Raw genomic sequence first — 22020 nt, forward strand, 5'->3', positions numbered from 1 at the left:
TCCGACCTGCTCGGCGTCAAGTCCGACGGCACCATGTGGCTGTTCTCCAACAACTACACCCGCGACGGCGGTATGCCGTACGGAGACGTGCGCCAGGTCGGCAGCGGCTGGAACAACTACGCCAGCATTGTCCCGGCCGACGCGACCGGGGACGGCTTCACCGACCTGCTCGGCGTCAAGTCCGACGGCACCATGTGGCTGTTCTCCAACAACTACACCCGCGACGGCGGTATGCCGTACGGAGACGTGCGCCAGATCGGCAGCGGCTGGGGCGGATACAACCGAATCGTCTAGACAGCGCGACGTGCAAGCGCGCCCGGCTGAGGCCGGGCGCGCCGGCCCGTTACGAGCGCCGCTGCCGTCGACGCGCCCCTGGAGAGACTGCGACTTCTATTGGGTTCCAGATGCCGTGGGTGTCTGCGCCACCATCACAATCAACACCCAAACCCTCAAGAGCTAGAAGCACCCCCGCTGCCATCCGGCCGCGGGGTGCTTCGTCCGATCCGGAGGCGTTCACCCGCCTACCACTCTGGTCGCCGGCCTCCTGCAACCAAGGGTCCGGCCACAGATGCTCGCGAGTCACCTGCCCCGCCTAACAGAATCCGGCGTACAGGTCGACTCGTCCGTCGCCCACCAGGTCAGCCACCCCTCGTGGTGGCTGACCTGCTGCTTCTTCGGGCGCTGCTGGTTGGCTGGGTGAGGGCAACATCCGCCAGCGCAAGGACGGGCGCTGGGAAGGCCGCGCCTGGGTATTCACCAATGATGGCCGCGAGATCCGCCGAAGCGTCTACGGCAGCTCCTGGGAGGAGGTGCACGAGAAGCTGACCGGGTTGAAGGCCAAGGCTCAGGCGGGAATCCGGGTTGCTGGGTCCATCCAGTCCGTGGCGGACTTCATGGCCTACTGGCAGCGAGAGGTCCTCCAGGATCGGGTCCGGCCCAGCACCTTGCGCACCTACCGGGCCAAGAGCACCTGCCAGTGCTGTGCGCAGGGCAAGGATGCGGCCCGACGGGCAGCCGGGAAAGAAGCTCGCTGCTGCGCGAAGCACCCGCGCCAATGCTGCGAGTCCTACCCGTCCGACGGCACGATCCGCCACCTACATCGGATGATCCGGGCGGCGCTTCAGGATGCCGTGGTTGACGGACTCATCGCCGAGAACCCGGCACGCAACCTGCGCCTCGCACACCGGTACCGTCCGCGGTTCACACCGCTGACCGGCGAGGAAGCCAAGCTGCTACTCAAGGCTGCGCGGTCGGATCGCCTGTACGCCCTCTACGCGGTGGCGCTGGCTCTCGGCCTTCGCCGCGGTGAAGCGCTCGCCCTGCGCTGGCAGGACGTGGACCTGGTCGACGGCGTCCTCTTCGTCCGTCAGTCGCTGCAACGTCTGAACGGTCGGCTCGTGTTCGGACCGGTGAAGTCCGACGAGTCGGAACGGGTGATCGGACTTCCACCGCCGTGCCTGGCCGCACTTCGACAGCACAAACTCATGCAAGACGCGGAGCGAAAGACCACGGGGCGACAGGTGGCAGGACTTCGGCCTGATCTTCACCACCGGCATCGGAACGCCAATCGAGCCGCGCAACCTCAACCGGCACTTCGTCTGGCTCCTCGACGGTGCCGGGCTACGTCGAGTGCGCTTCCATGACCTGCGTCACTCGTGCGCGATGTTGCTCTACGAGCAGGGCGTACCGATCGAGAAGATCCAAGACGTGTTGGGGCACAGCTCCCCGACGATCACCAAACTGGTCTACGTCGAGGTCACGCGACAGGCCCAGCGGTCGACCACAGACAAGCTGGGTTATCTGTTCGAGGCCTGACGTAGGGTCACCAAAAGGGGTCAGGGCCGGTCTCAATGACCGGCCCTGAGGGTGTTACTGCTGGTGCGCCGCCAGGGACTCGAACCCCGAACCCGCGGATTAAGAGTCCGCTGCTCTGCCAGTTGAGCTAGCGGCGCTCGCTGGCAACGGGGAGAACATTAGCACGCCTCCCGAGGGGGGTTCCAATCCGATCCCCGGCTCCCCCCTTCGGCCGAGCTTAACGGGCATACAGTGACAAACCCACCGGGCGGACGACGACAGGGGGCGGACATGAGGCTGCCATGCGGCACGATGTGCGCCAGGTACGCGAGAACAGAGGTGGGGATGGGCATGTTCGCGCGGGCCGGGGCGATGGTGGGCGCCCTCGGCCTGATGGCGTCGCTGGCTCTGACGGGCTGCGGCGCGGAGCAGAAGAAGAAGGCGGAGTTCGTCGGCGGCACCGCGCCGGCGGCGTCCGCCACACCGGGTGCGGAGGGCACGACGGGCGAGCCCGGCTCCCCGGCCGCGCCAAGCGGTCCGCCGCTGACGGTGAGCCCGGCCGACGGGGGGAAGAACCGGCCGGTCAGCTCCGAGATCAGCGCCGAACTGCCCGGCGGCGGGAAGGTGTCCAGCGTCACGCTGACCGCCGCCAACGGCGGCCAGGTCGAGGGGCGGCTGCGCGCCGACGGCTCGTCCTGGGTGCCGTCGAAGCCGCTCAAGTACGGCACCCGTTACACGGCCACGGTCACGGCCACCGGCCCCGACGGGGTGACCAGCCAGGGCACGAGCACCTTCACGACGATGGCGAAGCCCAGGTCGGTGATCAGCTCCGGCCTCTACCTCTTCGACGACAAGACCTACGGCGTGGCGATGCCAGTGGTCACCGAGTTCCACCCGGGGATCCCGAAGAAGGACCGGGCGGCGGTGCAGAAGCGCATGTTCGTGCAGACCGATCCGCCGCAGCCGGGCGCCTGGCACTGGGTGGAGAACGGCACCCAGGCCTACTACCGCGCGCCGGAGTACTGGAAGCCCGGCACCACGCTCACCGTCCGGATCGCGCTGGCCGGCATCCCGCTGAGCAACGGCCGCTACGGCAACGTCGACCGTACGGCCACGGCCAAGATCGGCCGGGCCTTCGAGATGAAGGTGGACAACGCCACCAAGCAGATGACGGTGTACGAGGACAGCCAGGTGGTCCGCACCCTGCCGGTGAGCCTGGGCAAGAAGAAGACCCCCTCCTCCAGCGGCACGATGGTCGTGATGGAGAAGAAGGAGTCCACGGTCTTCGACACGCGCGACGATCCGGACCCGGCGAACCGCTACGTCACGGAGATCGACTTCGCCCAGCGGCTCACCTGGGGCGGCGAGTACATCCACGCGGCGCCCTGGTCGGAGAGGCAGCAGGGCCGGGTGAACGTCTCGCACGGCTGCGTCAACGTCTCCATGGCGAACGCCCGCTGGTTGTTCGGGAAGACCAAGGTGGGCGACCCGATCACCATCACGGGCACCGAACGCAGGCTGGCGCCGGGCAACGGCTGGACGGCGTGGAGCCTGAGCTGGTCCGAGTTCGTCAAGGGCAGCGCCGTGCCGGTGCCCGAGGCCGGCGAGGGGTCCGCCTTCTAGGGCAGCCCCCACCGACGGTCCGGCGACCGGCCCGCGTCCGCGGGCCGGTCGCCGTCCTCGTGGGCCCGGCCGCGGCACCGCCCGGACCGATGATGGCGCGGGCCTCCCTCCGCGCTCCCGGGCCCGGTCACGAGCGGCGCACGCCGGGAAAGGCGAGCCGATCTCCGGAAAGCCCCGGATCTTATCAACATTCGGACATCTCGTACGGCGTGTTTCGGTTCACCTTGCGGAACGGGTACCTGTCCCGGTGCGTCAGTGAGGGACGATGGGCAACCGGGGACCACGACTGTGAGGGAATCATGCGAGCTGTCCAGGACCAGCTGATCCGGCGCGGAGGCGACCGGCGGGACGGGCGACGCCGCGGGTTCGCGGCGGCGGTGCTCGCCGTGACGCTCGCGCTGGCCTCCGCCTGCACCGACGGCGGCGGGGGCAAGCCTTCGGGCTGGCAGAACGGCGACGACCAGCCCGCTCCGCCGAAGGCGGCGGCCACCATCGTCGAGCCCAAGGCCGACGCAAAGGACGTGCCCGCGTCGACCGGCATCACCTTCACCGCCACGGAGGCCGAGGAGACCACGGTCGAGCTGAAGGACTCCGCCGGCGCGGCCGTCGAGGGCGAGCTGGCCGCCGACGGGAAGAGCTGGCTGCCCGCCGGCGCGCTGGAGTACGGCGAGACCTACACCGCGACGGTGACCGCGACCGGCGACGACGGCCGGCCCGCCACGGCGACCAGCACGTTCACCACCATGGCGAAGCCCGGCAGGCAGGTCCGGATCAGCAGCTTCCTGGGTGACGACCAGGTCGTCGGCGTCGGCATGCCGCTGATCGTCAAGTTCAGCCGGGCCATCCCGGAGGACTACCGCGACGACGTGCAGAGCCGGATGACGGTCACCTCCTCTCCGGCGCAGGAGGGCATCTGGCACTGGGTCAGCCCGACCGAGATCCGTTACCGCCCGAAGGAGTTCTGGCAGGCGAACAGCGAGGTCTCCTACCGGGTCCAGGCTGGCGGGCTGCCGCTGGGCGACGGCTGGTACGGCCGGGCCGACCTCAGCGTCGGCATCAAGGTCGGCCCGGCGGTGCTCATGACGGTGGACAACAAGACGAAGCGGATGACCGTCACGAAGGACGGCTCCGTGATCAAGACCATCCCGGTCAGCCTCGGCAAGAAGAGCACCCCGTCCTCCAGCGGCACCATGGTGGTCATCGAGAAGCTGCGCAAGACGGTCTTCGACACCTTCGAGGAGCTGGGCCCCGAGGAGGGCTACCGCACCAAGATCGACTACGCCCAGCGGCTGACCTGGGGCGGCGAGTTCATCCACGCCGCGCCCTGGTCGGAGGGGCAGCAGGGCCGGGTGAACGTCTCGCACGGCTGCGTGAACGTCTCGATGGCCAACGGCGCCTGGCTGTTCGCCAACACCCGCGTCGGCGACCCGATCACGGTCAAGGGCACCGAACGGAAGCTTCAGAACGGCAACGGCTGGACCGACTGGAACATGAGCTGGGAGCAGTACGTCAAGGGCAGCGCCCTGCCGTACGAGCCGGCGGCCGAGGCCGCCCCGGAGGAGACCGCCGAGCCCACGGTCACCCCGACCAGCTGAGCCCGGAACGCCGAAGGCCCCCTCCGCGAGGAGGGGGCCTTCGGTCACCGGGTGACTGATGGGAATTGAAACCAGCGCGGGTCCGACGTCACGGGCCCGCGCCGCCATTTCCCGTGCTAGACGCCGTGGGTTGGGGTGGGTTGTCGGGGGCTGCCGTGGACTCTGTGCCCCCAGTTTGCCCCCAGTCCGACTTCGGCAGAGCCGCGTCCAACGCCCGGCCGATCCGCTCGTCGACCGCCGGCAGCAGATGCCCGTACCGGTCCGACGTCACCGTGATCGACGTGTGCCCCAGGCGCCGCTGGATCGCCGTCAACGACGGAGGCTCCTTCGCCGACAGCAGCCACGCCACGTGCGAGTGCCGAAGGTCGTGGAAGCGCAGCCCCTCCACCCCCGCGCGCTCGACCGCAGCGAGCCACACCCGCCGGAAGTTGCGGATCCTCAGCGGCAGCCCGTTGGGCGTGACGAACACCAGCTCGTCCGCGCGCTTGTCGGCGACCAGGCCGACGAGCGCCTGGCGGGCCTCCCCCGGCAACGACACCGTCCGCCGCGACGCGTCCGTCTTCGGCGGCCCGAACACCAACTCCCCCGACCCCGGCAGCTCCGACAGGGTCTCCTCCACGCGCAGCGTCCCGGCGAGGACATCCACCCGCCCGGCCCGCAGCCCCGCCAACTCCCCCCACCGCAGCCCCGTGCCCAACGCCACGATGAACAGCGCCCGGTAGTGCTCCGGCAAGGCCAGCAGCAGCCGGCCCGCCTCCGGCTCGGTGAGGAATCGCATCTCGCCGCGCAGCCCGCGCGGCAGCCGCGTCCCCGCGCACGGGTTGACGCGGATCAGCCGCTCCGCCACCGCCCCCGTCATGATCGTGTTGAGGACGCCGTGGACGTTCGCCACGGTCTTCGCCGAACGCCGCTTGCCCAGGTCCGACACCCACCGCTGCACCTGCAACGGCGTGATGTCGCGGATCGGCTTGTCGCCGAGGGTAGGCAGGATGTGCGTCTGGATCCGCGACCACTCACTCTTCTGCGTGTTCGGACGCAGCCCGGACTTGCGGGCATCCCACCAGTCGTGCACCCAGTCGCCGAGCAGCTTCGCGCCAGCGGTCGGCATGACAAGGTCCCCGCGGGCTTGGTCGCCTGCGAGGACCTTCATGGCGTGCTTGGCGGCGGTCTTGGTGCGGTAGCCGTCGGCGACGGTGACTTTCTTGGTGCCTACCCGGTCACGGATACGCCAGGCCGGGCCATGCTGCTCGATCCACACCGTCAGGCGTGCCGCAGCCGGATGAACGAGTCGACGAAGGAGCGGCGGCGGTCGGCGTCGGCACGGGCCATGCGGCGCAGCTCGGCGACAAGCTCCTCCTTGACCGAGTCGGGCAAGTCGGACGCCATAACCATGGCGACCTCAGCAGCGTCCGGGTCGGTCTGGCCGAGCACGTCGGCGGCGGCGGCCAGTGCGGCGGCCGGGTTGTCGCCGACGGCGGCGGCTATGCGTTGGACGCTGTCGACGTTGGCGCCGCTGGTCTCACCGTTGATCCACCGGTAGATCGTGCTGCGATGGATCTTCGACTCCGAGGCGAGTCGGGTGACGTTCCAGCCTGGTCGCTCCGTGACTTCCTTGAGGTAGCGGGCCCATGGCGTGCGGGCGGGGTCGGCTGCCGATTCGGTCATGGGCTCACCGTAAGGCGTCGCAAGGGTGCGACGCACTAACTCGGTAGCACGTGCCGTGATCTTGTCGCGGCGGCGCGACACGGGGCGGGCCATAGACGGCGAGGATGCAGGCGTCAACGCCTCGGTTTCACGTCGCATAGTCGCAACGATAGATGACCGAACGGGCACAAGAAACGCCAAGCCGTACCCCTTGTGTCGCACAATTGCGACAGCTAGGCTCGTCGCATGGATGCGAACAATCGTCGCTCCGATGCGACATCGGTTCAGTTGAACCGAGAGCGGATCACCGAACTCCTCGCCAAGAGGGGCGTAACCGGACCGAGCGCCTCCGCCGAGTTCCTCGGCATCCACCGGTCCGTCTTCGCCCGCTGGATGGACCAGAAGATCCTGCCCAGCCTCCCCGCTGCGGTGCGAATCGCTCGCCGGCTGGAGGTAGCGGTCGAGGAACTGGTCGAGGACAAGGTGGCCTGAGATGGCCCGCTCGACGAAGCCTCAGCAGCAGCCGGCCGCTCTGGTCGGCACCACCCCTCTGATGGACGACGAGGCCCTGGCCCGCCGCCTCAACGTGAAGGTCTCGTGGGTCGAGGACGCCGCCAAGGCAGGCCGGATCCCCTGCACCTTCATCGGCCGGCACCGCCGGTACACCGAGGCGCACTTCCAGCAGATCGTCGCCGCCGGCGAACGCCCGGCCACCGCGCCGCTCGCCGCCTGAGACCCCGTCCGGGCCGCCCGGTCCGAGACGACGACAGGCGCCCCCGCAATCCGCCAAGACCGACAGGGACGCCCGAACGAAGGGATTAGACCATGACCGACACGGTCACCGCCCACACCACCGGCGCCGACCGGCGCCTCCTCGCCAACATCAGCCGGTGGCGCAAGGCCAACGGCTGGACCCGCAACTTGCGCGGCTTCCTCGTCAACCCGGACCGCACCCTCGGCGTCGACATCAGCGACGGCAGCGACGGCATGGGCACCGGCTTCCGCCTGATGCGCGGCGACCTGCTGCACAAGCCCACCGACTACCCGGCCGACAGCATCCGCCAGGCCGTTGACCTGCTGGCCGCTCTCGGAATCCTGCCGCCGCACCTGTCGTCGCAGTACGCGGCCGGTTTCGACTCGGCGCGGGAACTGACCGTCGACACCGCCGTCGGCGCCGTCACTGCCCACTTCGACGTCACCGAGAAGGACGTGGCCGACGTCAAGGCGTGGAGCACCCGCCGCTTGCAGATGCAGCTGAACTCGATCGCCAAGCGCGCCGCCGGCGGCACCCGATGACCGCCTTCGACCTCGGCAACCTCGGCCTCATCGTCGACCGGGCCGGCGCGACCCCGGCCCCCACCCGGCCGGCCACCACGCCCGCCGACCCGGCGCAGTACCCGCACACCCCGTGGCGTCCCCGCGTCGTCGCCGACTGCGGCCACATCGACGGCGACCTGTGCACCTGCGTCTGCGACACCACCCGCGACCGGATCGGCGTGGCACTCGCCCCCGAGTGGCTGCTGGAAGCGGCGCCGGCCACCCGCTGGTCGCAGTCCGGCGGCTACTGGAAGGCGGTGGCGTGATGCGCGTCGTCCTTGCCGCCGTCGCCCTCGCGCTGCTCCTCGCCGTCGCCGTCTACATCGGCGAGGTCATCGAACGCCACCACCAGGCCGCCGAGTGGCGCGCCGTCCGCGCCGACATCGACGCCCTCCACGCCGCCCTGATCGCGATTCCCGACGAGGCCGTCGAGTACCGGCAGCAGGTTGCCGCCGACCACCTGGCCCGCCGTCGGGCCGCCGTGGAGCGCCTCGACACCTACTACCTCGACATGAGAGGTGCCGCATGAACGGCTTCCCCAGCTTCATGTTCCTCGGCGGCGACGCCGACGGCGGAGTGACCGCCATCTGCGACCACTGGTCCCACGAGGCCCCCGGCCCGCTGCACAACAACGGCTTCGCCTACCACGCCGGCAACGGCGAGTCCGGCGCCCAGGGCCTGCCCTACTTCGCCGCCCTCGGCGACTTCATCGCCCACGTCCAGCAGCACGCCAGGAGCCACTGATGAACCCCGCCGACTGCTGCATCTGCGACCCGCACCTGTGCGCCACCGACGACACCGGCGAGCACTGCAACGACCGCTCGTGCGGGTTCTGCCTGCACGGCTGCCCCGCCCCCGACGGCGAGTGCTGCAACGCCGAGGACGCCGCGTGAACGCCCGCCAGGCCAAGCGCGAGGCGCACCGCATCGCCGCACTGATGATCCACCAGTACCTCGACCGGCCCGGCGACGACGACCCGGACGACTGGCCCCGCATCGAGGCCGCTCTCCGAGATCTCGCCGAGTCGCACGAGCGCCGCAGCTACCCGAGCGGAGACGCCCGGTGACCGCCCGGCCGTCGCGGCACCGCCGCCTCGCCGTCCTCGCCGCCCTGACCGCCCTCGCCTGGGTCCCGATCGCCGGACCCCTCCTGATCTGGAGCCTCGCATGACCACCACCACCGACGTCCAGGCCACCGTCGACAACTTCAACGCCGAGCACCTTCCCGGCGACTGGGTCCGCTACTGGACCGGCACCCGCGACGACGCTCCGAAGTACGGACAGACCCGCACCAAGGCCGAACTGCTCGGCGGGCACACCCCCGCCGTCTGGGTCACCACCGAGGCATCCTGCATCGCCCTCACCCACGTCGACGTGATCCCCGGCCAGCCAGACGACATCGCCGACGACAGCCGCGACCTGCCCGAGCTGGGCGGGGCGGCCGAGCGGGTGGGCGAGTACATCGCCGCCAACGGCGACGGCATCTACGACCTGCTCGACGGACACCCGCTGTACGCCCGCGACCTGGAGGCGCTGCGTCGGGCCGCCACGACCGTGGCCGGGCTGCGGAGCATGGTCGCCGAGCTGACCGCCGCCCTCGACCACGCCAACCGCGAACTCGCCGGAGCCCGCGCCGACCGCGACAGCGCCGTCAAGGCCAACACCGCCTGGGCTAACCAGACCGCCGCCGAGGACGCCGTCGTCGACGCCGCGAAGACCTGGCGCTGGTCGGGCGAAACGGCCGACGGACACCGCAAGGCCACGGCCGCACTCATGGCCGCCATCGACGCCCTGCCGAAGAACGAGGTGGCCCGGTGACCACCATCCCCGCCCAGCGCGTCGGCACCGTCCGCTACCTCCTCGCCGACCTCGCCACCGCCGCCTTCGGACCCGACCACCCCGGCGCCGACGAGCACTGGCTCGACCAACTGCGCACCGCCGCCGCCGTCTCCTGGCCCGACAGAACCCCCACCGCTGTCATTCCCGCCATCCGCCGGCCCGCCGCCGCACTTGCCGCCGTCGCCTACCGGCTCGTCGATGTTCCGTACCTCGGAGTGCTGCCCATCGGCCCGCTGGAGCCCGCCCGCATCGCCAACCACCTCGCCGCTGTGAACGGCGTCAACACCCGGGAGGCGCTGTGAGCACCGCCGGCCCCGCCGACCTGCTCGGCACCGTCCCGGAATGGCAGGAGCGAGCCCTGTGCTCGCAGGCCGACCCGGAGGCCTGGTTCCCGGAGAAGGGCGGCAGCACCCGCGAAGCGAAGCGCATCTGCTCGCGCTGCGAGGTCAAGGCCGAGTGCCTGGAGTACGCGCTGAAGACCGACACCCGGTTCGGCGTCTGGGGCGGCCTGTCCGAGAACGAGCGCCGGAAGCTCAAGCGGAGGGCGGCATGAGCGCCCCCACCGTGCTGCCGCTGGGCTGCGCCGTCGACGGCTGCGGCGTCCCCCGCCGCAACCACGACGCCCCCGACCACACGTACGTGCCGCCCGGCATGGGCACCGTCCTCGCCCGCGCCGCCGCCCTCAAGACCTGCCGGCACTGGATCGGCGACGAGGCCCGCGAGTGCGGCAGCCAGGTCGGCGTCCGCGCCTTCATCCAGGGCCCCCGCTGCCCCATTCACGACCCGAGCAACCAGGGAGGCGCGGCATGACGACCACCCTGCACCAGCCCGAGCTGGTCATGGACCACGACGAGATCCGCCGCGACCGCGACCGGTGGCTGGCCGAACGTGCGACCGGCATCGGCGCCAGCGAGATCGCCGCCGTCCTCGGCATCAGCCCGTACGACAGCCCCTTCTCCCTCTACTGGCGCAAGAAGCTCGGGACGGTCACCGAGATGACCGAGGCCATGGAGTGGGGCCTGCGCCACGAGGCCACCATCGCCGAGAAGTTCCGCGAGAACCACCCCGAGTTCATCAGCGTCCCGGGCGGCCTCTACCGGCACCCGCAGCACCGCTGGATGCTCGCCACCCCCGACCTGATCCTGGAGAACGTCGAGCCGAGCCGCGACGAACTCGCGCAGATCAAGACCACCTGGTCGTGGGACGGCTGGGGCACCCCCGGCACCGGGCAGATCCCCGCCCACTACGCCGCCCAGGTCCAGCAGGAGATGACCGTCTACGGCGCCCGCCGCTGCTGGCTGCCGGTGCTGTGCGGCGGCAACTCCTACCGCGAGTACGTCGTCGAGTGGGACCCCCAGGACGCCCAGACCATCATCTTCGCCGGCATCGACTTCACGCGACGCCTTGCCGAGGACAACCCCCCGGACCTCGACGGCAGCGCCGCCACCACGTCCGCCCTCAAGCAGCTGCACCCCACGGTCGTCGACGAGGTCGTCACCATCCCGCAGCACCTCGCCGACCAGTACGCCACCCGGCGAGCCCTGCTTGACGACGCCAAGACGGCACTCGCCGAGGTCGAGAACCAGATCCGCGGCCTACTCGGCGACGCCCGCACCGCCGTGTGCGACGGCCGAAAGGTCGCCCAGCGGTCCGTCTACGACACCACCCGCATCGACACGAAGCGGCTCAAGGCCGAGCAGCCCGACGTGCACGCCGCCTACGCCACCACCAGCACCGTCAACAAGCTCATCGCCTGCAAGGAGAACTCGTGAGCAGCGTCAGCAACGCCGTCGCCCAGCGCGAGCAGGGCCCCGCCGCCCTCGTCGAGCAGTACCGCGACGACCTCGCCATGGTCGCCCCGTCCCACGTCAACCCCGACAAGCTCTACCGCACCATGATCGGCCTGCTGCGCGGCAACGACCAGCTCGCCCGCGTCGCCGCCGCCAACCCCGGCAGCTTCATGGCCGCCGTCTTCGAGTGCGCCGAACTCGGCCACCGCCCCGGCGACACGTACCACTTCGTGCCGTTCGGCGGGAAGGTCACCGGGATCGAGGACTACAAGGGCGAGATCGAGCGCATGTACCGCGCCGGCGCCGTCATCTCCGTCAAGGCCGAGATCGTCTACGCCAACGACACCTACGAGTTCGACGAGCAGACCATGGACCGCCCGCTGCACAAGCGTGACCGGTTCGCCGGGAAGTCCGAGCGCGGCGAGATGGTCGGCGTCTACGCCTACGCCGTCATGCGCGGCGGCGCCCTCTCCCGCGTCATCGAGATGGGCAAGGAGGAGGTCAACGAGCACAAGGCCGCGGCGAACGGCACCCACAAGGACGACTCGCCGTGGAACAAGTGGCCCCGCTCGATGTGGCTGAAGACGGCCGTGCACGAGCTGGCGAAGTGGGTGCCCACCAGCAACGAGTACCTCACCGACCAGGCCCGCGCCGCCGGTGAGGCCGCCCGCATCGCCAACCAGCCCGCCAGCACCCCGCCCGCCCCGCAACAGCCCGCCGAGCCGGTGCGCGCCGAGGTCTACACCGGCGAGGTCATCACCCCGAGCGGGGTGGCCTGAGACATGACCACCACCGCCACCCGCCACCGACCGAGCCTCACCGCCACCAGCGGCCCCTACGCCCGGCCACCGCACTGCGACAACCACAAGTACCAGGCCGGCTGCGCCAAGTGCCGCCGCTACCAGTCATGGAGTGCCCGACGCCAGCGGCTCTCCGTCGAACTCGCCCAGCCCCTCAGCTACGGCATCGACAAGGTGCGCGGGCACATCCTCGCCCTCCAGCAGGCCGGCATGCGCATCGACGAGATCGCTGCCGCCGCCGACATGAGTTGCAGCACCGTCTCCGGCATCCGCTACCAGGCCAACCGGCGGTTCGTGTGCCGCGACAACGCCCTGCGCATTCTCGCCGTCTCGGCCCCCGACCGGGAGCCCGGGCCGCGCACCCCCAACCTCGTGCCGGTCGTCGGAACCCTGCGCCGCATGCGGGCACTCGCCCGGCTCGGCTGGACGTTCGCCGACATCATCGCCGCCGGCGGATCCGCCATCCACCGCCTCGACCAGGTCAAGGACCAGGAGTGGGTGACGGAGCGGTTCGCCGCCGCCGTCAAGACCGCCTACGAGGCGCTGTCGATGCGTCAGGGGCCGTCGATCTACACGGCCGCCCGCGCCGCGAAGAAGGGCTGGCCGCCGCCGCTGGCCTGGGATGACGAAGCCCTCGACGACCCCAACGCCGAGCCCGACCTCGGCGACCCCAACGCCGAGGTCATCGACGAAATCGCCGTCCGCCGCGCCCTCGCCGGCGAACGCGTCTCCCTCACCCGCACCGAGCGCGACCGCGCCATCGCCATCGGCCTCGACCGCGGCATGACCGCCGCCGACATCGCCCGCGCCCTGCACATCAGCGGCAGCCGCGCCCTGGAACTCGTCAAGCGCGTCCGCACCACCCAGGCCGCCTGATGACGGCCCGCCCCGCCCGGACCCGGCCGGCACCGCGCATCGAGCGCGCGACGGGGCCCCGCCACACGACCAGCACGACCACGACCAGGGGGGACCTGATGACCAGCACCACCCCGAGCGCCGGCGGGATCCTCGCCGCCTCCGACGCCTTGCAGGGCCCTCAGCAGACCTTCAACCGCGAGCAGGTCGCCTACCTGATGCACCTCGCCTACGAGTCCGGGCGCACCGCCGAGTACGTCGCCGACGTCGCCGAGCTGCACGCCACCTGGGCCCGCCATCCGCAGCAGCGAACCACCGCCGAGGAGCGCTACCAGCAGCGCATGGCGGAGATGGCCGCCTGCGCCGCCCAGATCAACGCCGAACTCGGCAGACCGCCCGGCTACCGCTACGACGGCGGGCCCGTCGACTGGGAGACCGGCCGCCCGCTGGCCCCCGGCGAGCAGGTGACGGCATGACCGTCGACATCGACTGGGAGGGCATGGACACCGTGGCGCCGGAAGAACCCAACCCGTTCGACCCCGACCGGCACCCGGAAGAGCACGCCGCCTGGGAGAAGCAGACCGCCTCCGCCCGCGCCCAGGTCGAAGCCGCCCGCGTCCGGCAGCGCGAAGAGCTGGCCCGCCAGCGCGAGGAGCGCAAGGCGCGCTACCTCGAGGAGGAGACCGAGCGGGAACTGATCCGGCTCAAGGCCCGCGCCGCCGCCCAGGCCACCTACGACGAAGAGCAGGCGGTACTGGCCAAGGCCCAGGCCGACGACGCGGCCCGCGTGCACGACGGCGCGAGCTTCCTGTTCGACCTGCCCCCGACGCCCCCCGCGCTGTGGGGCAAGGGCGAGGACATCCTGTGGGCCCGCGGCGAGGCACTGATGATCGCCGGCCCGCAGGGCGTCGGGAAGACCACCATCGCTGGGCAGCTCCTGCGCGCCGTCGCCGGCATCTCCGGCGAGGTGCTCGGCTTCCCCGTCGAGCCGTGCGAGCAGCGGGTGCTGTACCTGGCGATGGACCGGCCCGAGCAGGCCCGCCGCAACCTCGCCCGCATGTTCGCCGACGCCGAAGAGGAGATCGGCCGTTCCTACCTCGCCGAGGTGCTGCGGTTCTGGTCCGGGCCGCCGCCGACGGACTTCGCCGCCGACCCGGCCGGCCTGCTGCGCCTGGCCCAGCAGCACGGCGCCGACGTGGTGTTCGTCGACAGCCTCAAGGACGCCGCGGTGGGCCTGTCGAAGGACGAGGTCGGCGCCGGCTACAACCGGGCCCGCCAGCTCGCCCTCGCCGAGGGCGTCCAGATCGTCGAGCTGCACCACGTGGTGAAGAGCGGCGCGGACGGCGGGAAGCCGAACAACATCAACGGCATCTACGGCTCGACGTGGCTCACGTCCGGCTGCGGCTCGGTGGTGCTGCTGTGGGGCGACCCGGGCGACCCGGTCATCGACTTCACCCACCTCAAGCAGCCCATGAACGAGGTGGGGCCGCTGCGGGTGCTGCACAACCGGGAGACCGGCCTGTCGGAGGTGTTCCACAACGAGGACACCGACGTGATGGTGCTGGCCCGCCGCTGCGTGACCGACGGGATCTCGGCGAACGAGGCGGCGGGGCGGATCTTCTCGACGGAGAAGCCGACCGCCGCGCAGGTGGAGAAGGCCCGCCGGAAGCTGCGCGAGCTGGTGAAGCAGGGCCTGTTGACGGAGCGCGCCGAGACGGGCGGGAAGGGCGGCCGGGGTCACGGAACCCGCTGGTTCGCCGCCGCTCCCGCGTCCTGGATGCCCGATTCGGAGGCCAGCGATGACCGACACGAGCGGTGACATGTCAGCCACGCAGCGTGGCGAAGAAACTCACGGAGAAAGTCACACGTCGATGTCTGGCAGAAAGTCACGGGGAAAGTCACGCATCGATACGTCCGCCGAGTTTCCGCAGGTCACAAACTCACGCGGCTCGGAAGAGAAAGTCACGCGGCCCCTCCCTCGGAAAGTCACGTTTTCCGGCCTCTCTATAGGGAGGCCGGAACGTGACCCGAGAGGGGGGAGAGATCAACAAAACACCCCCAGCGCGGAGCCCGAGCCCGTCGGCCCCATCGCTGAGAAGTTGCTCGACCGGCTCGCAGCGCAACAGGCCGACCCAGACCTCGCCGCCCGCCAGACCGAAGCCATCCGCCGCCTCGCCCGCCAGAAGCCCGCCATCCGTAGGGAGACCCGATGAGCCAGCCCACCGCCCAGCCCACCGCTACGTGCGGCTTCCCCGGACAGCCCGGACCCGCCGGCCACATCCCCGCCTGCCAGCTCTGCCCCAACTCGCCGACCTACTGGCGCAACAAGCTCACCGCCCAGGAGCGCACCCGCGTCGAGGCGGCCGAGACCGGCCAGTGGAAGGCCCCCGCCGAGGTGACCCGATGACCCAGCCCAGCCCGCCGCACGTCACCGAGTGGCTCCGCCAGGCAGCCGCCGACCAGACGCCCGGCACCATCGACGACCCCGCCCGCCTTCGCGCCCGCCTCGCTCCCAAGGTGCTCGGCCTCGACCTTTCGCTCACATGCACCGGCATCGCCGGCAACGGCTGGACCGAAGCCCTCAAGCCCCCGCCCGGCCTCCGCGGCGTCGACCGCATCCTCTGGATCCGCGACAGCCTCACCGCCCGCTGGCTCCGCAGCATCGACCTCGCCGCCGTCGAGGGACCCTCGTACGGCAGTCAGGGCAGCAGCCGCCAGTCCGGGCACCACGAACGCGCCGGACTGTGGTGGACCGTCGTGATCGCCCTCCGCGCCCGCGAGATCCCCGTCGCCGTTATCCCGCCCGCCAGCCTCAAGAAGTACGCCACCGGCCGCGGCAACGCAGACAAGTCGCTCATGGTGCTCGCCGCCGCCCGCCACTGGAAGTGGTACGAGGGCACCGCCGACGAGGCCGACGCGCTGTGGCTCGCCGCTATGGCCGCCCACCACCTCGGCCACCCCCTCGCGGACATGCCGAAGACGCACCGGGCCGCCCTCGACGCCGTGCAGTGGCCCGACCTGCCCGCGCCGGTGGTGGTGCCGCACCAGACCGGCCACACCGACCACACCGCCAAGGAGGCGTCATGACCCGCCCCGCCCGCATCTTCACCCTCGCCGCCACCTACATCAGCACCATCGCCGCCGCCAACTGGGCCGTCGCCACCTACGGCGCCATCCCTATCGGCCTCGGCCTGCTCGCCCCCGCCGGAGTCCTCTTCGCCGGCCTCGCCTTCACCCTGCGCGACCTGCTCCACGAAGCCGCCGGATGGGCGTGGACCGTCGCCGCCATCTTCGCCGGCACCGCCCTGTCGGTGGCCATCGCCGGGCCCGGACTCGCACTCGCCGCCGGCGCCGCGTTCCTCGTTTCCGAACTGGCCGACCTCGCCGTCTACACGCCGCTGCGCCGCCGCCGCTGGCTGCTGGCAGTCGCCGCCTCCAACGCCGTCGGGCTCGTCGTCGACTCCGCCCTGTTCCTGTGGCTCGCCTTCGGGTCGCTGGCGTTCCTGCCCGGGCAGATCGTCGGCAAGACCTACATGACCGTCGCCGCCGTGATCGTGCTCGCCACGATTCGGGCCCGCCGCCGGACGGTCGTGGCCTGATGGACTTCTACGTCGGCGCCGACGCCCACTGGCTTGGCCGGGCCAGCTACCCGCTCATGGTGTCGTTCGGGCGACTCCGGCGACTCAAGCAACTGCCGGAGGCCCTGGACTGGTGGGTGGAGGACTCCCGAGGATTCTCGGAGCTGTCCCAGCACGGCCGCTGGACGATCACCCCGCAGGAGTACGTGGCAGCACTGCGTCGCCACGCCCAGGAGATCGGGATGCTTCGCTGGGCCAGCCCGCAGGACTGGATGTGCGAGCCGTGGATCACCGCGAAGACCGGCCTGACCGTCCGAGAGCACCAGCGGCGCAGTGTCGACAACCTGCTCGAACTGCGAGCCCTGCTTGACCAGCCCGGCGACCCGCACATCGTGCCCGTCTTGCAGGGCTGGGAACCGGCCGACTACCTGCGCTGCTGGGAGATGTACGACGCGGCCGGAGTCGACCTCCTCGCCGAGCCGGTCGTTGGGCTCGGCTCCACCTGCCGGCGCGAAGCCACGGCCGAAGTGCAGGAGCTGGTGGAGGCGTTCGCCGCGCGCGGGGTGCGGCTGCACGCGTACGGCGCGAAGACCCGCGGCCTGCTGATGTATGGGCAGTTGCTCGCCTCCGCCGACTCGTTTGCCTGGTCGGCCGGAGCCCGCAAGCGGATTGGCCGCTGCCGGCACGGGGTCGTCAAGTGGGAAGCCAACTGCCCGGTCCGGGCCCGCGAGTGGCGTGACGTCGTGCTCGCCAACGTCGCCACCGCGCACCGCCGACCGCACCAGGGGTCCCTGGTCGACATGTTCGGGGTGGCGGCGTGAGTGACGAGTCCCCGATGGTCGGCCCTTACTACTGCGACTGCTGCGGCCGAGTACGTCCGGCCGACGACGCGTACCCGCAGCCGGACCGACGGGTGCTCTGCGGCAACTGCGACAGCGGCGATCAGCCCGGCTGCGCGAACTGCAACGGCATGACCGGTACCGCCAGAAGCAGTGTCTTGGCGGCAAAGAACGATCAAGGAGGAACTGTGAAGTCCAACCGCCTCGCCGGCCACACCCTGCGGAACGAGGGCCGGGTCTACGACCTCCGCGGACAGAGAGCGTGCTGCGGTCCGGCCTTCTGCTCCTGCGGTGCCCAGTCGGACGACGTGATGCACACCGTCTCCGCCCGGCAGCGATGGCACCGCGAGCACAAGGCCGCCGTCAAGGCCGCCTCTGCATCGCGATAACTGACATTCCCCAGGACCAGAAAGAGAAATCGACATGAGCGGCAACGAAGAGTTCCTGGCGTTCCTCCGCCGCAATACCGAGCGGTACGAGGAGATCAAGCACCTCAGCAACCGGGTCAGCCGCACCGCCACCCGGTATGCCGAGGCGATCTACGAGGTCGTCATGGACGACGAGACCCGTGCGCTGTCCGACCACGACCTGGTCGTGCTGTGCGACGACGGGAACGCCTGCTTCGGCGGCGCGGTCCGGTCGCCGCGCGACAGGACGGTCACCGTCGCGGTCTACACGGACTGATCGGAGGGGGTGCCACTTCCAACGAAGTGGCACAGGGCACCGGGAGTGATCGAACCGCCACCTAAACCCGGGCCACAAATGGGGCCACAAGTGCAGGACCACAAGAGAGTCACAGAAAGGGATTGAGGCACAGTGACCGAGCCGCACGTGGGACTCGAACTCGGGTACGCCCGCGTCTCCACTACCAAGCAGCACCTCGACCGCCAGATCGACGCCATCCTCAAGGTTGGCGTTCCCATGGAGCGGCTCTACGTCGACAAGCGCACCGGCTCCAGCGTCGACCGCGAGGGCCTCAAGAAGCTGATCAGCTACGTCCGCCCCGGCGACACGATCGTGGTCTACACCCTCGACCGGCTCGGCCGGAACCTGCGCGAGGTGCTGAACGTCGCGCACGACCTGGAGCAGCGCGGCGTCGGCGTCCGGTCGCTGGCCGACCCGCTGCCCATCGACACCCGCTCGACTGGCATGGGCCGCATCGCCTTCATGCTGCTGGCCCTGTTCGCCGAGATGGAGCGGGTGTTTACCGCCGAGCGCGCCGCCCATGCCCGGGCGGTCGCCCAGGCGCAGGGCCGCAACATCGGCCGGCCCAAGGCTCACAGCGCCGCGCAGATCGAGCACGCCCAGTTGCTGCGGGAGCGCGGCGAGAGCTTGTCCCAGATCAGCCACAAGACGGGGATTCCGAAGTCGTCGCTGCGCCGCTACCTCGGCAGCCACGAGACCACCGCCGCGCCGCGTTGAGCGGCCAGACCGAAAGGACCACCGTGGCAGACCGGCAGATCGGTGCGGTCGAACTGTTCTCGACGCCCGGCACCGACCGCGACTGCGCCCTCGCCATGCTCAACCAGTCACGCCAGCGCGGCGGCATCAGCGACATCCAGGTCGAGCACCTGCTCGCCATCGGCTACCGCGCCGGGCAAGCGGCCGAGCGGGCGGTGACGACTCAGCGGATCGCGGACGCTCTGGTCCGTGCCAGCAACGACATCGTGTCCGCTCGGGCCGGTCGACGGGTTGCCACGCCAAGGCTCGTCCTGACGCCGCAGCGCATCTCGAAGTGGCTGCGTGACCTCGCCCGCACCTACCACCAGGCCCCGTAGACGCCGGTGGCCCTCCGGCTGCACACCAGAGGGCCACCACCACCCCGCAGGGCGGCACACACGCGCAGGCCAGCCTACAACCGGGGGGACACCGTGACCTCGACCCTTTGCATCGCCGACCACTGCGGCATCACCGGCCAGCACCAGCCTGACTGCCCCAACCCGACCACCTGCCGCGGCTGCCTGCCCCGCCCGGCCGCCGACGGGCTGCGCCTGTGCGAGGTGGACACCCGCCGCATCGCCGAGGACGCCCGCACCGCCGCCGTGCTCCACGAAGACCTGGCGCTCACCCTGATCCGGCGTGGTCGTGGCGGGGAGCGGGTCGCGTCGTCGAGCCTGTCCGCGCCGGTGCCCGACGACGAGGTGATGGAGGCCCGACACGCGATCCGAGCCACCCTCGTGTCGCTGGTGCGGATCATCGCCGACGAAAGGGGCCTCCATTTGCCCGCTGACGAGGTTTCAGCCCTCGGTGCATACGTGGCCCACCATGCGGTGTGGTTGGCCGCTCACGGGGCCGCTGACGAGCACGCGCGGGATCTGCGGGACATCGCCGGTGATCCGCGCACCCGACGCCTCGCCTACCCGGCCGGCACCGACCGGCTCTACATCGGCGACTGCCCGCTGATCGTGGCCGACCTCGACGGCGCCAACGAGGGCCCGTGCGGGACGCGGCTGCACGCGTACGGCGACCAGCCGCTCGTGCAGTGCACCGGCTGCGGCACGGAGGAGACCGTCGAGTGGTGGCAGCGGCAGCTCGTCGGGGACGCCCCGGTCGAGGTGGACGCGTACACGGCGGCGGCGGACCTGGCGATGCGGCACCGGCGGGAGGTGACGCCGGCGATGCTGCGGAAGTGGGCGTTCAAGGGCGACGTCAAGCCGCTGGGCAAGGACGGGAAGGGGCGGACGGTGTTCGACCTCAACGAGCTGCGCGGGCACGCCACGAAGCTGTGGGCGCAGGTGGCAGCATGAGCAGCGCGGACGCCCTGGTGACCTGGCTGCGCGAGCAAATTACCGCCGCAGAGACGAGCACCCGCACCCTGCTCCTCTGGGCACAGCAGACGATCCTGACCCTGCAAGACCCGAAGCTCCTCGGCAAGCACATCCCCGGATGGCACGACTGGCCCGACGTAGAGAAGATGTGCCAGCAGCGCCTCACCGAGCTGGACGCCAAGCGGCGCATCCTCGACGAATTCACTTCGGCGCAGCATTGGGCCGACACGCTCAGGGCTGAGGGCAAGCACGTTCAGGCGGAGCCGTACGCACGTCAAGCGGGCACTTGGCTCAGCGCCGCTCGCCTGCTCGCCCTGCCGTTTGCCGGCCAGCCCGGCTACCGCGACGAGTGGCGACCCTGAGCGCGTCAGCTTGACATGTCAACGATCTCGGAACACCATGTGAAGTAGCCTGACCTCAGTCAGCTTTGAAGCCCCGTCAGCGTCTCTACGCCGGCGGGGCTTCGTCATGCCCGGGCTCGGGGCGGGGGGTCAGCGGGCAGGCCGAGGCAAGCGGGGCCCGGCCTGCCCGCACACCCGGGAGGTGGACGATGCGACGCCCACCGGTGCTCATGCTCGCCCTGCACCTGGCCGTCATCGTCGGCGGACTCATCGCCGTGTGCGTCTGGTACCCGACGAGGTGAGCACAGGAGGTCAGCAGTGGCCCGCCGACTCTGCCTCGACTGCGGCACCCTCACCGACGGCACCAGGTGCGCCGATTGTCAGCGACCGAGGGAGCGGGCGGCGCTGCATGCCAAGCGAGAGCGCAGACCGCGGCCCAGCTACGCCGAGGAGAGACGCAGAGCGGCGGCCGTGGCGGCGCACAGGCGGGAGCAGGGCGACTGGTGTTCCGGCTGGCGTCGCGAACCGCACGAGGCAACGGACCTGACCGCGGACCACGTAGACGCCGTTGCCGCAGGTGGCAGCGAGCATGGCGTGCTGCAGGTGCTGTGTCGCTCGTGCAACAGCGCTAAGGGCGCCCGCTAGCTTGTTACGCAGCGTAACCCCGGAGGCGTCACTCACGGTGACGAGCGGCCTCGGAAAAATCTGATCATGGCGAAAGCTGGACCCCCGGGGCAGGTCGCTCGCTTTCTGTACGGTTCCCACGTTCGCCAGCCCGTCACCTAGCGTGAACGGTGACGCAGAGTGTTGCGGAGGGTGATGATGCCTCAGCCGCCGAAGCACGATCCGGTCCGCCGCAACTCCCGTGTCGGCCCCGTGATGCTGCCCGCGAAGGGCCGTGAAGGTAACCCGCCGACGTGGCCGCTACCAGGGCGGATGTCGCCGGCCGAGCGTGAGGCGTGGGCGCAGTTGTGGGCTACGCCGCAGGCGGTGGCGTGGGAGCAGATGGGCTGGACTCGGACGGTGGCCCGTTACTGCCGGGTGATGGTGGCGGCTGAGCAGCCGGACGCCTCCGCGGCGATTCTGGCGCAGGTGACCGCCCTCGAGGACCGCCTCGGTCTGACACCGAAGTCGATGCGGCTGCTGCTGTGGCAGATCGCCGTTGACGAGGTCGCACAGAAGCGGGAGCAGTCCGAGGGCGCCCGGGGGCGCATCAAGGCGGTCGGCTGATGCCGTGG

Annotated in this window: 34 protein-coding genes, 1 tRNA gene and 1 pseudogene; 33 read left to right on the forward strand and 3 right to left on the reverse strand. The window is 70.6% G+C overall.

What is annotated here, in order from left to right:
• The 3 genes and pseudogenes from AB0G13_RS15160 to AB0G13_RS15170 form a co-directional block, all read left to right on the forward strand.
• Positions 1-294 (forward strand): annotated as a pseudogene (locus tag AB0G13_RS15160) (hypothetical protein); the annotation flags it as partial.
• Between the two features lie 515 nt (positions 295-809).
• Positions 810-1643 (forward strand): site-specific integrase, encoded by an 834-nt coding sequence (locus tag AB0G13_RS15165; protein WP_357874135.1) that lies wholly within the window; start codon positions 810-812, stop codon positions 1641-1643.
• Positions 1567-1815, forward strand: a complete 249-nt coding sequence (locus AB0G13_RS15170) for a tyrosine-type recombinase/integrase (RefSeq protein WP_357874245.1) — start codon at positions 1567-1569, stop codon at positions 1813-1815. The genes AB0G13_RS15165 and AB0G13_RS15170 overlap by 77 nt, the downstream gene beginning before the upstream one ends.
• 61 nt (positions 1816-1876) lie before the next feature.
• Here AB0G13_RS15170 and AB0G13_RS15175 read toward each other — a convergent pair.
• Positions 1877-1952, reverse strand: a tRNA-Lys gene (locus AB0G13_RS15175).
• Between the two features lie 187 nt (positions 1953-2139).
• Between AB0G13_RS15175 and AB0G13_RS15180 the strand changes: the two genes are divergently transcribed.
• Positions 2140-3417 carry an Ig-like domain-containing protein gene (locus AB0G13_RS15180; RefSeq protein ID WP_357874138.1) on the forward strand — a complete coding sequence of 426 codons (1278 nt, stop codon included), beginning with the start codon at positions 2140-2142 and terminating at the stop codon, positions 3415-3417.
• A 299-nt stretch (positions 3418-3716) separates the two neighbouring features.
• Positions 3717-5012: an Ig-like domain-containing protein gene (locus tag AB0G13_RS15185; RefSeq protein WP_357874141.1), complete on the forward strand. Its 1296-nt coding sequence runs from the start codon at positions 3717-3719 to the stop codon at positions 5010-5012.
• A gap of 88 nt (positions 5013-5100) precedes the next feature.
• On the opposite strand, the gene AB0G13_RS15190 is transcribed toward AB0G13_RS15185, so the two are convergent.
• A complete protein-coding gene (locus AB0G13_RS15190) occupies positions 5101-6120 on the reverse strand; it encodes a site-specific integrase (RefSeq protein WP_357874144.1) in 1020 nt (339 codons plus the stop codon).
• Between the two features lie 152 nt (positions 6121-6272).
• Positions 6273-6677 (reverse strand): helix-turn-helix transcriptional regulator, encoded by a 405-nt coding sequence (locus AB0G13_RS15195; protein ID WP_357874146.1) that lies wholly within the window; start codon positions 6675-6677, stop codon positions 6273-6275.
• A gap of 225 nt (positions 6678-6902) precedes the next feature.
• Between AB0G13_RS15195 and AB0G13_RS15200 the strand changes: the two genes are divergently transcribed.
• The 28 genes from AB0G13_RS15200 (at position 6903) to AB0G13_RS15335 (ending at position 22012) form a co-directional block, all read left to right on the forward strand.
• A complete protein-coding gene (locus AB0G13_RS15200; protein ID WP_357874149.1) occupies positions 6903-7148 on the forward strand; it encodes a helix-turn-helix transcriptional regulator in 246 nt (81 codons plus the stop codon).
• A gap of 1 nt (position 7149) precedes the next feature.
• Positions 7150-7389 (forward strand): helix-turn-helix domain-containing protein, encoded by a 240-nt coding sequence (locus tag AB0G13_RS15205; RefSeq protein ID WP_357874152.1) that lies wholly within the window; start codon positions 7150-7152, stop codon positions 7387-7389.
• Positions 7390-7481: 92 nt separating this feature from the next.
• Positions 7482-7952, forward strand: coding sequence for a hypothetical protein (locus AB0G13_RS15210; protein WP_357874155.1), 471 nt, complete (start codon positions 7482-7484; stop codon positions 7950-7952).
• A complete protein-coding gene (locus tag AB0G13_RS15215) occupies positions 7949-8239 on the forward strand; it encodes a hypothetical protein (RefSeq protein ID WP_357874158.1) in 291 nt (96 codons plus the stop codon). Before AB0G13_RS15210 ends, AB0G13_RS15215 begins: the two co-directional genes overlap by 4 nt.
• Entirely contained in the window at positions 8239-8502 is a 264-nt protein-coding gene (locus tag AB0G13_RS15220; RefSeq protein WP_357874161.1) for a hypothetical protein, read from the forward strand. Before AB0G13_RS15215 ends, AB0G13_RS15220 begins: the two co-directional genes overlap by 1 nt.
• Complete coding sequence (locus tag AB0G13_RS15225; protein WP_357874163.1) at positions 8499-8717, forward strand: hypothetical protein; 219 nt, start codon at positions 8499-8501, stop codon at positions 8715-8717. Before AB0G13_RS15220 ends, AB0G13_RS15225 begins: the two co-directional genes overlap by 4 nt.
• Positions 8717-8866 (forward strand): hypothetical protein, encoded by a 150-nt coding sequence (locus AB0G13_RS15230; protein WP_357874166.1) that lies wholly within the window; start codon positions 8717-8719, stop codon positions 8864-8866. The genes AB0G13_RS15225 and AB0G13_RS15230 overlap by 1 nt, the downstream gene beginning before the upstream one ends.
• On the forward strand, positions 8863-9039 hold the full coding sequence (locus tag AB0G13_RS15235) for a hypothetical protein (protein ID WP_357874169.1): 177 nt from the start codon (positions 8863-8865) through the stop codon (positions 9037-9039). The genes AB0G13_RS15230 and AB0G13_RS15235 overlap by 4 nt, the downstream gene beginning before the upstream one ends.
• Positions 9040-9139: 100 nt before the next feature.
• A complete protein-coding gene (locus AB0G13_RS15240; protein WP_357874171.1) occupies positions 9140-9790 on the forward strand; it encodes a hypothetical protein in 651 nt (216 codons plus the stop codon).
• On the forward strand, positions 9787-10113 hold the full coding sequence (locus AB0G13_RS15245) for a hypothetical protein (protein WP_357874174.1): 327 nt from the start codon (positions 9787-9789) through the stop codon (positions 10111-10113). Before AB0G13_RS15240 ends, AB0G13_RS15245 begins: the two co-directional genes overlap by 4 nt.
• On the forward strand, positions 10110-10364 hold the full coding sequence (locus AB0G13_RS15250; RefSeq protein ID WP_357874176.1) for a WhiB family transcriptional regulator: 255 nt from the start codon (positions 10110-10112) through the stop codon (positions 10362-10364). Before AB0G13_RS15245 ends, AB0G13_RS15250 begins: the two co-directional genes overlap by 4 nt.
• The gene (locus AB0G13_RS15255; RefSeq protein WP_357874179.1) at positions 10361-10621 is read left to right on the forward strand and encodes a hypothetical protein; all 261 of its coding nucleotides are present in this window, start codon (positions 10361-10363) and stop codon (positions 10619-10621) included. Before AB0G13_RS15250 ends, AB0G13_RS15255 begins: the two co-directional genes overlap by 4 nt.
• Entirely contained in the window at positions 10618-11583 is a 966-nt protein-coding gene (locus AB0G13_RS15260) for a lambda-exonuclease family protein (RefSeq protein ID WP_357874182.1), read from the forward strand. Before AB0G13_RS15255 ends, AB0G13_RS15260 begins: the two co-directional genes overlap by 4 nt.
• A complete protein-coding gene (locus tag AB0G13_RS15265; protein WP_357874184.1) occupies positions 11580-12380 on the forward strand; it encodes a RecT family recombinase in 801 nt (266 codons plus the stop codon). The genes AB0G13_RS15260 and AB0G13_RS15265 overlap by 4 nt, the downstream gene beginning before the upstream one ends.
• A 3-nt stretch (positions 12381-12383) precedes the next feature.
• A complete protein-coding gene (locus tag AB0G13_RS15270) occupies positions 12384-13277 on the forward strand; it encodes a hypothetical protein (RefSeq protein WP_357874187.1) in 894 nt (297 codons plus the stop codon).
• 98 nt (positions 13278-13375) lie between these two features.
• Entirely contained in the window at positions 13376-13732 is a 357-nt protein-coding gene (locus AB0G13_RS15275; RefSeq protein WP_357874190.1) for a hypothetical protein, read from the forward strand.
• Positions 13729-15075, forward strand: a complete 1347-nt coding sequence (locus AB0G13_RS15280) for an AAA family ATPase (RefSeq protein ID WP_357874194.1) — start codon at positions 13729-13731, stop codon at positions 15073-15075. Before AB0G13_RS15275 ends, AB0G13_RS15280 begins: the two co-directional genes overlap by 4 nt.
• A 390-nt stretch (positions 15076-15465) precedes the next feature.
• Positions 15466-15663: a hypothetical protein gene (locus tag AB0G13_RS15285; RefSeq protein ID WP_357874197.1), complete on the forward strand. Its 198-nt coding sequence runs from the start codon at positions 15466-15468 to the stop codon at positions 15661-15663.
• Positions 15660-16343 (forward strand): hypothetical protein, encoded by a 684-nt coding sequence (locus AB0G13_RS15290; RefSeq protein WP_357874200.1) that lies wholly within the window; start codon positions 15660-15662, stop codon positions 16341-16343. The genes AB0G13_RS15285 and AB0G13_RS15290 overlap by 4 nt, the downstream gene beginning before the upstream one ends.
• Positions 16340-16855: a VUT family protein gene (locus AB0G13_RS15295; RefSeq protein ID WP_357874203.1), complete on the forward strand. Its 516-nt coding sequence runs from the start codon at positions 16340-16342 to the stop codon at positions 16853-16855. The genes AB0G13_RS15290 and AB0G13_RS15295 overlap by 4 nt, the downstream gene beginning before the upstream one ends.
• Positions 16855-17655 carry a hypothetical protein gene (locus tag AB0G13_RS15300; RefSeq protein WP_357874206.1) on the forward strand — a complete coding sequence of 267 codons (801 nt, stop codon included), beginning with the start codon at positions 16855-16857 and terminating at the stop codon, positions 17653-17655. Before AB0G13_RS15295 ends, AB0G13_RS15300 begins: the two co-directional genes overlap by 1 nt.
• Positions 17656-17861: 206 nt before the next feature.
• The gene (locus AB0G13_RS15305; RefSeq protein ID WP_357874208.1) at positions 17862-18062 is read left to right on the forward strand and encodes a hypothetical protein; all 201 of its coding nucleotides are present in this window, start codon (positions 17862-17864) and stop codon (positions 18060-18062) included.
• Positions 18063-18096: 34 nt separating this feature from the next.
• Positions 18097-18357: a hypothetical protein gene (locus tag AB0G13_RS15310; RefSeq protein WP_357874210.1), complete on the forward strand. Its 261-nt coding sequence runs from the start codon at positions 18097-18099 to the stop codon at positions 18355-18357.
• A 132-nt stretch (positions 18358-18489) separates the two neighbouring features.
• Complete coding sequence (locus AB0G13_RS15315; protein WP_357874213.1) at positions 18490-19095, forward strand: recombinase family protein; 606 nt, start codon at positions 18490-18492, stop codon at positions 19093-19095.
• A gap of 23 nt (positions 19096-19118) precedes the next feature.
• Positions 19119-19451, forward strand: coding sequence for a hypothetical protein (locus AB0G13_RS15320; RefSeq protein ID WP_357874215.1), 333 nt, complete (start codon positions 19119-19121; stop codon positions 19449-19451).
• A 93-nt stretch (positions 19452-19544) separates the two neighbouring features.
• Positions 19545-20420, forward strand: a complete 876-nt coding sequence (locus tag AB0G13_RS15325; RefSeq protein ID WP_357874218.1) for a hypothetical protein — start codon at positions 19545-19547, stop codon at positions 20418-20420.
• A complete protein-coding gene (locus AB0G13_RS15330) occupies positions 20417-20803 on the forward strand; it encodes a DUF6221 family protein (RefSeq protein ID WP_357874221.1) in 387 nt (128 codons plus the stop codon). The genes AB0G13_RS15325 and AB0G13_RS15330 overlap by 4 nt, the downstream gene beginning before the upstream one ends.
• Positions 20804-21772: 969 nt before the next feature.
• Positions 21773-22012, forward strand: a complete 240-nt coding sequence (locus tag AB0G13_RS15335) for a hypothetical protein (RefSeq protein ID WP_357874224.1) — start codon at positions 21773-21775, stop codon at positions 22010-22012.
• The last annotated feature ends 8 nt before the right edge of the window (positions 22013-22020 follow it).

This window comes from Micromonospora sp. NPDC023633, from assembly GCF_040640035.1.
Classification (GTDB): Bacteria; Actinomycetota; Actinomycetes; order Mycobacteriales; family Micromonosporaceae; genus Micromonospora.

What these genes read in the sequence shown, in the direction of transcription:
- AB0G13_RS15260 (WP_357874182.1), top strand. Translation starts at nt 10,618, where the DNA reads ATGACGACCACCCTGCACCAGCCCGAGCTGGTCATGGACCACGACGAG.
- AB0G13_RS15220 (WP_357874161.1), top strand. Translation starts at nt 8,239, where the DNA reads ATGCGCGTCGTCCTTGCCGCCGTCGCCCTCGCGCTGCTCCTCGCCGTC.
- AB0G13_RS15275 (WP_357874190.1), top strand. Translation starts at nt 13,376, where the DNA reads ATGACCAGCACCACCCCGAGCGCCGGCGGGATCCTCGCCGCCTCCGAC.
- AB0G13_RS15240 (WP_357874171.1), top strand. Translation starts at nt 9,140, where the DNA reads ATGACCACCACCACCGACGTCCAGGCCACCGTCGACAACTTCAACGCC.
- AB0G13_RS15330 (WP_357874221.1), top strand. Translation starts at nt 20,417, where the DNA reads ATGAGCAGCGCGGACGCCCTGGTGACCTGGCTGCGCGAGCAAATTACC.
- AB0G13_RS15190 (WP_357874144.1), bottom strand. Translation starts at nt 6,120, where the DNA reads ATGCCGACCGCTGGCGCGAAGCTGCTCGGCGACTGGGTGCACGACTGG.
- AB0G13_RS15225 (WP_357874163.1), top strand. Translation starts at nt 8,499, where the DNA reads ATGAACGGCTTCCCCAGCTTCATGTTCCTCGGCGGCGACGCCGACGGC.
- AB0G13_RS15255 (WP_357874179.1), top strand. Translation starts at nt 10,361, where the DNA reads ATGAGCGCCCCCACCGTGCTGCCGCTGGGCTGCGCCGTCGACGGCTGC.
- AB0G13_RS15200 (WP_357874149.1), top strand. Translation starts at nt 6,903, where the DNA reads ATGGATGCGAACAATCGTCGCTCCGATGCGACATCGGTTCAGTTGAAC.
- AB0G13_RS15230 (WP_357874166.1), top strand. Translation starts at nt 8,717, where the DNA reads ATGAACCCCGCCGACTGCTGCATCTGCGACCCGCACCTGTGCGCCACC.
- AB0G13_RS15195 (WP_357874146.1), bottom strand. Translation starts at nt 6,677, where the DNA reads ATGACCGAATCGGCAGCCGACCCCGCCCGCACGCCATGGGCCCGCTAC.
- AB0G13_RS15310 (WP_357874210.1), top strand. Translation starts at nt 18,097, where the DNA reads ATGAGCGGCAACGAAGAGTTCCTGGCGTTCCTCCGCCGCAATACCGAG.
- AB0G13_RS15285 (WP_357874197.1), top strand. Translation starts at nt 15,466, where the DNA reads ATGAGCCAGCCCACCGCCCAGCCCACCGCTACGTGCGGCTTCCCCGGA.
- AB0G13_RS15210 (WP_357874155.1), top strand. Translation starts at nt 7,482, where the DNA reads ATGACCGACACGGTCACCGCCCACACCACCGGCGCCGACCGGCGCCTC.
- AB0G13_RS15215 (WP_357874158.1), top strand. Translation starts at nt 7,949, where the DNA reads ATGACCGCCTTCGACCTCGGCAACCTCGGCCTCATCGTCGACCGGGCC.
- AB0G13_RS15290 (WP_357874200.1), top strand. Translation starts at nt 15,660, where the DNA reads ATGACCCAGCCCAGCCCGCCGCACGTCACCGAGTGGCTCCGCCAGGCA.
- AB0G13_RS15205 (WP_357874152.1), top strand. Translation starts at nt 7,150, where the DNA reads ATGGCCCGCTCGACGAAGCCTCAGCAGCAGCCGGCCGCTCTGGTCGGC.
- AB0G13_RS15300 (WP_357874206.1), top strand. Translation starts at nt 16,855, where the DNA reads ATGGACTTCTACGTCGGCGCCGACGCCCACTGGCTTGGCCGGGCCAGC.
- AB0G13_RS15180 (WP_357874138.1), top strand. Translation starts at nt 2,140, where the DNA reads ATGGGCATGTTCGCGCGGGCCGGGGCGATGGTGGGCGCCCTCGGCCTG.
- AB0G13_RS15270 (WP_357874187.1), top strand. Translation starts at nt 12,384, where the DNA reads ATGACCACCACCGCCACCCGCCACCGACCGAGCCTCACCGCCACCAGC.
- AB0G13_RS15280 (WP_357874194.1), top strand. Translation starts at nt 13,729, where the DNA reads ATGACCGTCGACATCGACTGGGAGGGCATGGACACCGTGGCGCCGGAA.
- AB0G13_RS15295 (WP_357874203.1), top strand. Translation starts at nt 16,340, where the DNA reads ATGACCCGCCCCGCCCGCATCTTCACCCTCGCCGCCACCTACATCAGC.
- AB0G13_RS15185 (WP_357874141.1), top strand. Translation starts at nt 3,717, where the DNA reads ATGCGAGCTGTCCAGGACCAGCTGATCCGGCGCGGAGGCGACCGGCGG.